Annotated in this window: 8 protein-coding genes; 4 read left to right on the top strand and 4 right to left on the bottom strand. The window is 59.1% G+C overall.

Translation table 11 applies throughout. The annotated features are described in order from the left end of the window. From CO655_RS30120 to CO655_RS30110, 3 genes are all read right to left on the bottom strand, one after another. A partial coding sequence (locus CO655_RS30120; protein WP_141514380.1) for an FAD-dependent oxidoreductase occupies positions 1-307 on the bottom strand: 307 nt, incomplete at its 3' end. A gap of 40 nt (positions 308-347) precedes the next feature. Next, positions 348-1235, bottom strand: a complete 888-nt coding sequence (locus tag CO655_RS30115) for a 3-hydroxybutyryl-CoA dehydrogenase (RefSeq protein ID WP_010035299.1) — start codon at positions 1233-1235, stop codon at positions 348-350. 59 nt (positions 1236-1294) lie between these two features. After that, a complete protein-coding gene (locus CO655_RS30110) occupies positions 1295-2479 on the bottom strand; it encodes an acyl-CoA dehydrogenase (protein ID WP_097605084.1) in 1185 nt (394 codons plus the stop codon). 107 nt (positions 2480-2586) lie between these two features. On the opposite strand from CO655_RS30110, the gene CO655_RS30105 reads away from it, so the two are divergent. From CO655_RS30105 to CO655_RS30090, 4 genes are all read left to right on the top strand, one after another. Then, positions 2587-3501, top strand: coding sequence for a LysR family transcriptional regulator (locus CO655_RS30105; RefSeq protein WP_097605085.1), 915 nt, complete (start codon positions 2587-2589; stop codon positions 3499-3501). 162 nt (positions 3502-3663) lie between these two features. Then, entirely contained in the window at positions 3664-6417 is a 2754-nt protein-coding gene (gene ppc, locus CO655_RS30100) for a phosphoenolpyruvate carboxylase (protein ID WP_097605086.1), read from the top strand. A gap of 88 nt (positions 6418-6505) precedes the next feature. Then, positions 6506-7468 (top strand): C-terminal binding protein, encoded by a 963-nt coding sequence (locus CO655_RS30095; protein WP_097605087.1) that lies wholly within the window; start codon positions 6506-6508, stop codon positions 7466-7468. 21 nt (positions 7469-7489) lie between these two features. Continuing rightward, positions 7490-8485: an aminoglycoside phosphotransferase family protein gene (locus tag CO655_RS30090; RefSeq protein WP_097667724.1), complete on the top strand. Its 996-nt coding sequence runs from the start codon at positions 7490-7492 to the stop codon at positions 8483-8485. Positions 8486-8590: 105 nt separating this feature from the next. Here the strand turns inward: CO655_RS30090 and CO655_RS30085 are convergent, their stop codons facing one another. After that, the gene (locus tag CO655_RS30085; protein ID WP_097667723.1) at positions 8591-9142 is read right to left on the bottom strand and encodes an NAD(P)H-dependent oxidoreductase; all 552 of its coding nucleotides are present in this window, start codon (positions 9140-9142) and stop codon (positions 8591-8593) included. Positions 9143-9189 lie beyond the last annotated feature (47 nt).

Genomic DNA, 9189 nt, shown 5'->3' with positions numbered 1-9189 from the left:
TCGGCAGGCGGATCGAGCCGGCCGGGCCGAGCAGCAGAAAGTGATCTGATGTGACTTCCGTTTTGAAGGGATGATCGGCCTCATCGCGCCAGCCGGGCAGCAGCCGGTCGATGCCGACGGGATCGACGACGGCGCCAGACAGGATATGAGCGCCGACCTCGGCCCCCTTCTCCAGCACGACGACCGACAATTCCGGATTGACCTGCTTCAGCCGGATCGCCGCCGCAAGCCCGGCAGGGCCTGCTCCGACGATCACAACGTCGAATTCCATGCTCTCTCGACTATCGTCTGCGTGTTCTTCGGTCATGATGAATGCCTGATAAATCTCGATATTGGAAAGGATGGGATCAGCGCGTTGGCCGGGCCGGAACGTACCTGTAGTCGTAGAACCCGCGTTGCGCCTTACGGCCGAGCCAGCCGGCTTCGACATATTTGACCAGCAGCGGGCACGGGCGGTACTTGCTGTCAGCCAGCCCCTCATGAAGGACCTGCATGATGGAAAGGCATGTGTCCAAACCGATGAAGTCGGCCAATTCGAGCGGCCCCATCGGATGATTAGCGCCAAGCTTCATGCCGGTGTCTATGGCTTCCACGTTTCCGACACCCTCATACAGGGTGTAGATCGCTTCGTTGATCATGGGGATGAGAACGCGGTTTACGATGAAAGCCGGAAAATCCTCGGAGACAGTGACGGTCTTGCCGATGGACTCGGCAAAAGCCTTAGCTGTAGCGAAGGTCTCTTGATCCGTTCCGATGCCGCGAACCAGCTCGACCAGCTTCATAACCGGTACGGGATTCATGAAGTGTATCCCTATAAAACGATTGGGTCTGTCGGTTGACGCGGCGAGCCGCGTTATGGAGAGCGACGATGTGTTCGTCGCCAGGATCGCGTCGGGCTTGAGGACGGTGCATACCTCGGCAAAGACCTTCCTCTTGATGCCTTCATTCTCGCTAACAGCCTCGACGACCAAGTCGGCGCTCGCCAAATCCGGAAGGGAAAAAGCTCCCTTTATGCGTAAGATCGCCTGCTCAGCCGCCTCGCCCGGCATTTTGCCGGTTTCGCCCTGACGTCTGAAATATCCGGCACTTGCTTCGATGCTCGCACGGACTCGATTTTTATCGAGATCGTAGACCAAAGCCTCATACCCATGTTTCGCTAAAACTTCCGCGATCCCGGTCCCCATCTGGCCGGCGCCAATGACGGCGACGGTAGAAATCTTATTCGCTTTAGGCATGCGGCCTCTCGGTGATGCGTAGGTTGAAGGACGATCTGCGCCGAACAGGCGATGGAAAATTAGAAGAACGCCTGGAGGCCCGTCTGCGCACGCCCAAGGATCAGGGCATGGACGTCGTGGGTGCCCTCGTATGTGTTCACCGTCTCCAAGTTCTGCGCGTGACGCATGACATGATATTCGATCTGAATGCCGTTACCGCCGTGCATATCCCGGGCTTGCCGCGCTATGTCGAGCGCCTTTCCGCAGTTGTTGCGCTTGACGATCGAGACCATTTCCGGAGCCATCCTGTGCTCATCCATCAGGCGGCCGACGCGAAGCGAGCCCTGCAGTCCGAGCGTGATCTCGGTCATCATGTCGGCGAGCTTCTTTTGATAAAGCTGCATCCCTGCAAGCGGTTTGCCGAACTGCTTGCGGTCCAGACCGTATTGACGAGCGCGGAACCAGCAGTCCTCGGCCGCGCCCATGACGCCCCAGGAGATGCCGTAACGGGCACGGTTGAGACAGCCGAAGGGTCCCTTGAGACCGGAAACGCCGGGCAAAAGCGCATCCTCGGTCACTTCAACACTGTCCATCACGATTTCACCTGTGATCGAGGCACGCAGCGAAAGCTTGCCGCCGATCTTCGGGGCCGAAAGGCCCTTCATACCCTTTTCGAGAACGAAGCCGCGTATTTCGTTATTGTGGGCCTCCGACTTTGCCCAGACGACGAAGACATCGGCAATCGGCGAGTTCGAGATCCACATCTTCGAGCCGCGCAATCGGTAGCCGCCGGCGATTTTCTCGGCGCGGGTCTTCATGCCGCCCGGATCGGAGCCGGCGTCGGGCTCTGTCAGGCCGAAGCAGCCGATCAGATCACCCGAGACGAGGCCTGGCAGATATTTCTTCTTCTGCTCGTCGGAGCCGTAAGCGAAGATCGGGTAAATGACCAGCGAGGACTGCACGCTCATCATCGAGCGATATCCGGAGTCGATACGCTCGACCTCGCGAGCAATCAGTCCATAGGCAACGTAGGATGCGTTCGCGGCCCCGTACTCCTCCGGCAGCGTGACACCGAGAAGGCCGGTCTGCCCCATCAACTTGAACAGCTCCGGGTCGGTCGCTTCTTCGAGATAGGCTGCCTCAACGCGCGGCAGGAGTTCGGATTCTGCGAAAGCCGCGGCGGATTCGCGGATCATCCGCTCATCTTCGGTCAGCTGGTCATCGAGCAAAAAGGGGTCATTCCAAGAAAAGGCCAAGATCGTCATCCTCCCGTTGAGGTTTCTCGCAGTTCGATTTGAGGGAATTAGAACCGCTTTTCCGCAACTGGGAAAGCGAGGTTTACTCATCGGCCTATGAGCTATAGTAATAGCTTATGGCAAACCTCTCGCGAAGACTCCTTCCCTCGACTTCAGCTCTCGCGGCTTTCGATTCCGTCGCGCGGCTGAGCACTTTTTCTGCCGCGGCCGAGGAGCTTTCCCTAACGCAAGGAGCCATCAGCCGACAGATCGCCGCGCTAGAGGAACAACTGGGCGTTTTGCTGTTCGAACGCAGCAGCCGTGGCGTCATCCTCACGGAGGCCGGTACAGACTATGCGCGGGCTATTGCCGGCGCTCTGGCGGAAATCCGCTCCGCCTCACTGCAGGCCATGACCAAACAGCATAACGATCAACTCAATCTTGCCATCTTGCCAACATTTGGCACCCGCTGGCTGATGCCGCGTATTCCGCGGTTTGTCGCCAGACATCCTGAGATCACATTGAACTTCGCAACGCGCATCGGGGTGTTCGATTTCGACCGGGACGACATCGACATGGCTATTCATATCGGCCAGCCTGATTGGCCCGGTGCGGAAAGCACATTTCTGATGGAGGAGATGGTAGCACCGGTGGCGTCCCCGTTTTTTCTCCGTTCACATCCCATCTTGAAGGCTGAAGATCTGCTTCGCCTTCCGCTGCTGCAGATGGCATCCCGTCCGGGAGCCTGGAGCCACTTCTTCGAGAGCCTCCAAGTCAACGGCACTCCATCGCAGGCCATGCGGTTCGAACAGTTCAGCAACGTCGCCCAAGCCTGCATCGCCGGGCTGGGGCTCGCGTTGATGCCGCTTTTCCTCATCGACTCCGAGCTTGCGAATGGCCAGCTTGTTCAAGCCTTTCCGCATCAGGTCAAAAGCCCCAGCGCCTACTATGCGGTGGCGCCGCTCAGCAGGAAGGATTTCCGTCCTGTCGCGGCGTTTCGCGCATGGCTTCTGGAAGAAGTCGCGCATTACCAGAAAGGCATTGCCGGTTGATGCAGCCATGCGGTCGCAATAGCAGCCTGTAATACGCGCCCATTCGACCGTTCACTCATGCCCGATTGCACGCGTTCTTGACTCTTCAGCCAAATCCTGCCAGCCTATGCTAACGTTAGCACAAGGAATAGGCATTTGCATCTTCAATTGAGGAAAGCAGGCATGCAGGGAAGACGCCTGACGGCCAGAGCCTTGGTCAAAGACGTTCGGCTTCTCGGCCGACTGTTGTGTGAGGCTATTGAGGCCAGCGACGGCAAAGAGGTCCGCGAGATTGTGGAACAGGTCCGCAGTCTGTCGGTGACAGGCCGCAGAAAGACCAGCCCGCGTTTGAACGACAATCTTGCTCCCTTCTGCGCCGGCATGCCTCCGCGCACTCTGAAGCGCGTGGTCCGCGCGTTCAGCCAGTTCTCTCAGCTCGTGAACATCGCAGAAGACGCTCATCACGCCAGAGCGCAGCGCCTCAGCATCGTCGATGGCGAACCTGCCATGCCGGGGACGATTGCCAGATCGCTTTCCGTTCTGGCTGCCGCCGGAATAGAGGCGAAAGATGTCCGCAACCTGCTTTCTGAAGCTGTGGTCTCGCCTGTATTTACAGCGCACCCGACCGAGGTTCGGCGCAAGAGCGTTATCGACATCGAGCAGGAGCTTGCACGATGCTTGAGCCGGCTCGACCAGGCCGGCCTGACTGCGCAGGAAGTGGATCGATATCAGGAAGATTTGGAAAGAGCGACGACCACGCTTTGGCAAACGAACAGCTTGCGAGGACGGAAATTGCAGGTCGTGGATGAAATCCTCAACGGCCTGTCCTACTATGACAGCACGATTTTCCATGTTATCCCGGAAGTTTATGAGGATCTCGAAAATCAACTTCGAGGCTCACCCTGGAGGTTTGGCCAGGACGCGCTGCCGCCATTCCTGCGCATGGGTTCCTGGATCGGCGGCGACCGGGATGGCAACCCTTATGTCAATGGCGAGACACTGAAGGAGGCGCTCCGGCTGCAGAGCGAGAGGGTTTTTTCTTTCTATCTCGGCGAGCTGCACAGCCTTGGCGCCGAACTTTCCTTGGATGATCGGTATGTAAAGGTTTCGCGGGACCTTCAGCGCCTCGCCACTGACTCTCCCGATAGATCGGAGCAGCGCCGGCAGGAGCCATATCGCCTGGCGATCTCAGGCATCTACGCTCGCCTGGCGGCCACGGCCCGCAAATTCGGCAGCACGGAATTGGTTCGTGAGCCTGTAGCCGCCGCCCCCTCCTACGGGAGCCCCGCCGAATTCGCCGAAGACCTGGCGACGATCAGCAAATCCCTGATAACCAATGGCGCAGAAAAGATCGCCGCTGGAAAACTGCGCAGCCTCCAACGCGCCATAGAAGTCTTCGGCTTTCACCTTGTCAGCCTCGATTTGAGACAGAATTCGGAGGTTCACGAGCGGGTCGTTCATGAGCTTTTCGAGAAGGTGCGCCCCGGCACAGGCTACGAGGCGCTCGCCGAGAACGACAAGATCCGCTTGCTCACCGAGGAACTTCGGTCGTCCCAGCTGCTGGTTACACCGCTTAAGACCTATTCGGCCGAGACGATGTCGGAGCTTTCCGTTCTGCGTGAAGCCGCCGAAGCCCATAAGCGCTATGGCCGCGCCAGCATCCCGAATTACATCATCTCGAAGGCCGGAAGCCTTTCCGACCTTCTGGAGGTCATGGTTCTGTTCCGGGAGGTGGGACTGTTCCGGCCCGATGAGCCCGAAGCAGCCTCCGTCAACATCATACCGCTTTTCGAGACGATCTCGGACCTTCGAAGGTCGCATGAGGTGATGCGGACAGTTTTGGCCATCGAAGCCTATCGGGCGTATCTGGGCGCACTTGGCGGCAAACAGGAGATCATGCTCGGCTATTCCGACAGCAACAAGGATGGCGGTTATCTGACTTCGGGATGGGAGCTCTATAAGGCAGAGATGGCCTTCATTCAGCTCTTCGAACGTGAAGGGATCCGCCTCAGCCTGTTTCACGGCCGCGGCGGTTCCGTCGGCCGCGGCGGCGGCCCAAGCTATGAGGCCATCACCGCCCTGCCCCCCGGCGCCGTTGCCGGCTCGATCCGGCTGACCGAGCAAGGCGAAGTCATTGCAGCGAAATATTCCAATCCAGCACTCGGTCGCCGAAATCTCGAACTGCTGATCGCCGCGACGCTGGAAGCGTCTTTGCTGCCTTCCGACGCACAAGAGCCGGATCCCGAATATCTCGGCGCCATGGAGGAGCTGTCCGACCTGGCTTTTGGTGTCTATCGCTCGTTGGTCTACGAAACCGAGGGATTTGAAAAGTTCTTCTGGGAAGCCACGATCATCGGCGAAATAGCAAAACTGAATATTGGCAGCCGCCCGGCCTCACGCAGCTCGTCTCGTCGCATCGAAGATCTCCGTGCGATACCCTGGGTGTTCGGCTGGTCGCAGAGCCGTATCATGCTGCCGGGCTGGTTTGGATTTGGCTCGGCCGTCAGACACTGGCTGGCCGGACAACCGGACGGGTTGCGAACCCTTCAAAGGATGCATCGGGACTGGCCCTTCTTCCAGACGCTGATCGCGAACATGGAGATGGTGCTGGCCAAAACCGATATGGCGATCGCGGCGCGGTACGTGGACCTCGTCCCTGACACATCCGCCCACGAGAAAATCTTCGCACGCATAAAAGACGAGTGGGAAGCGACGACGGCCGCATTATTCGCCATAACGGAGCAGGCCTCGCTCCTGGAGAATAATCCGGCGCTGAAGCAGTCTATCCATCATCGCTTTCCATGCCTCGATCCTCTTAACCACATGCAGATCGACCTTCTTCGCCGCCATCATGCGGGAGAACGAGATCAGGAGACGGAAGAGGCGCTGCATCTGACAATCAATGGAATCGCCGCCGGGCTGCGAAACAGCGGATAGCTCGCCGCCGAAGCAGGCGGCGCAAGCTTATTTTTCTTGACCTTGGTGAAATTATTGCGCTAACGTTTGCACAAACTGGGAGGAAATCATGACACGGACCGTGCTGTTGACGGACTACGCCTGGCCGGATGACAAGGTCGAGCGCGAGGTGATCGAGAGGGCTGGATTTGTCCTCATCAGCGGCCCTGCCGAGCCGTTGCCCTCTGCCGAGATCGACGCTTTGGCTGCAGAGCATCGGCCGCACGCGATCCTGACCTGCTGGGCCCAGGTCAGCGAGAGGGCCATCGCTGCATCTCCCAATCTCAAGATCGTCGCTCGCCTCGGTGTAGGCCTGGACAATATTGCAGTCGATGCTGCGACCGAGCGAGGAATTTGGGTCACGAACGTTCCCGACTATTGCGTCGCAGAAGTGTCCGACCACGCAATCGGTTTTGCAATTGCCTGGGCCCGCGGCCTGATCCACTTCGATCGCGAAGTTCGCGAAGGCCGCTGGGACCCCGCTTCGGCAAATCTCCGCAGGCTTTCGGAGCTGACCTGCGGCATCATCGGCTTCGGTCGCATCGGCCGTGCGACGGCAGCAAAGATGCAGGCGCTGGGATGCCGCGTGGTGGCGCACGATCCCCATGCCTCCAATGTCCCCGCCGATGTGGAGCTTGCCGACTTCGATACGCTTCTGGCCAAGAGCGATATCGTCATTGTCCATGCGCCGCTTTCGCCGGCGACGCGTCATCTGATCAACAAAGACGCCATCTCGAAGATGCGTCGCGGAAGTCTGCTTATCAACGTCAGCCGAGGCGGCGTCGTGGATACTGCTGCCGTGATCGAGGGCTTGGCCTCCGGCATTCTGAGCGGCGTCGGTCTGGATGTGCTTGAGGATGAACCCCGGGTACCTCAGGAGCTGCTCGCTCATGCCGGGGCGATGATTACGCCGCATGTCGCCTTCTCCTCGGATGCTTCGCTGATCGAACTGCGTCGCCGGGCAGCGGAGGAAGTCGTCAGGGTTCTTTCCGGAGAGATGCCCGAACAACCCCGCAACAGCCCCCGCCGCTAATGCCGCAAGGACACTGGTTTTATGTCTGTAGACGAGACGACGATTTTCGACGATTTCCTGCTGAAGAGCGGCCTGAAGAGCGCTTCCGAGGAAGCGATCTACAAGCCCCTGACGGGTGGTGTTTCTTCAGATATCTATCGCGTGGAGCTCCCCGGCCGGCTCATCTGCGTGAAACGCGCCCTTGCCAAGCTTAAAGTATCTGCCGATTGGCAAGCGCCGGTGTCGAGAAACCTATACGAATGGAACTGGATTTCCTTCGTGGCGGAGCATTTCCCTTCTGCCGTTCCGAAGCCTCTCGCGCACGACGCGCCGTCTGGTGTTTTCGCAATGGAGTTTCTTCCGAGCGACGACTACCCGCTCTGGAAGACCAACCTGCTTCACGGAAGCGTCGACCGAAAGGCGGCAGCGGTCATTGGCCAGCGGATTGGACAGATCCATTCCGTCAGTGCCCGCACACCGGGGTTGCCGGAAAAATTTGACTCCGGATCGAACTTTTATGCTCTTCGGCTAGAGCCTTACCTGGTGGCCGCTGCCGCCAAACATCCTTTCGTCAGCGATCGTCTCGCCGAGCTGGTTGAGCGCACTGCCGGAACAAAGCTGGCGCTGGTCCACGGCGATGTCAGCCCGAAGAACATCCTGTTGGGCAGAAACGGTCCTGTCTTCCTGGATGCCGAATGCGCCTGGTTCGGCGATCCGGCTTTCGACCTGGCCTTCTGCCTGAACCATCTGTTGCTGAAGAAGATCGTTGCCGGAAAGGCGGCATCCGAGCTTGCATCGTCATTCGCGGCCTTGACGGCAGCCTACATGGATCAGGTCGACTGGGAGGATCGGGACGCTCTCGAGGCCCGGGCCGCAAGCCTGCTGCCCGCCCTCTTCCTCGCCCGGGTCGATGGCAAATCGCCCGTCGAATACATAACCGATGAATGTCAGCGCGAGGCGGTCCGCAAGGCTGCTATTCCATTGATCGCGTCGCCTCCGCAAAAGCTCGCTGACGTGGCGCAGGCCTGGTTTCCGTAAGGAACCCAGGCTTTTCCGGAGCAGTACGCTTTTCCTTGCAGATTAAAAAGAAAAAGCCACCGCGCTGTGTTCGCGATGGCGGATGAAGTCTTGCTCGGCTGCGGCTCAGAATCGGGCGACCCAGCTTTCGAACGCAACCAGGAAGCTCTCGATGAACTTCTGGGTTCCTTCGTTGAGGAATATCCCATGGTCGCCCACCAATTTGTCGGCCGTGCTGAGGTAAACTTCAGGCTGGGGCATAGTCGGCACGTTGATGTTGGTCAGGATAACCCGGAGCTGAAGTGCTGCCGCTGCGCCGCCGATGAGACCGGGAGAAGCGCCGGTCACCGCACCGGGCTTGTGATCCCACACGCTTTTTCCGAACGGCCGAGAGCCGACTTCGATCGCATTCTTCAATGCCGCCGGCACGGATCTATTATATTCCGGCGTCACGAAGATTGCGCCGTCGCAAGCCTTGATGCGCTCGCGGAAGGACGTCCATTCCACCGGCGGTGTCTCGGTTTCCAGGTCCTGGTTATAGAGCGGGAGATCGCCGATCGGCACGATTTCCAGGTTCAGCCCGTCAGGCGCCACTTTCTGCATGGCACGGGCGAATTTCAGGTTGATCGAAGCCTGACGAAGGCTCCCGACCAGGACCGCGATATCTTTCTTGGACATGTTCTCTCTTCTCGCGTGAGGGAGGCGCCGGCCGCAGCCGGCGCCGG

This window comes from Rhizobium sp. M1 (genome assembly GCF_002531805.1).
Lineage (GTDB): Bacteria > Pseudomonadota > Alphaproteobacteria > Rhizobiales > Rhizobiaceae > Rhizobium > Rhizobium etli_C.
Note: the sequence above shows the minus strand (reverse complement) of the source record. Positions and strands in the feature narration are given on the sequence as shown.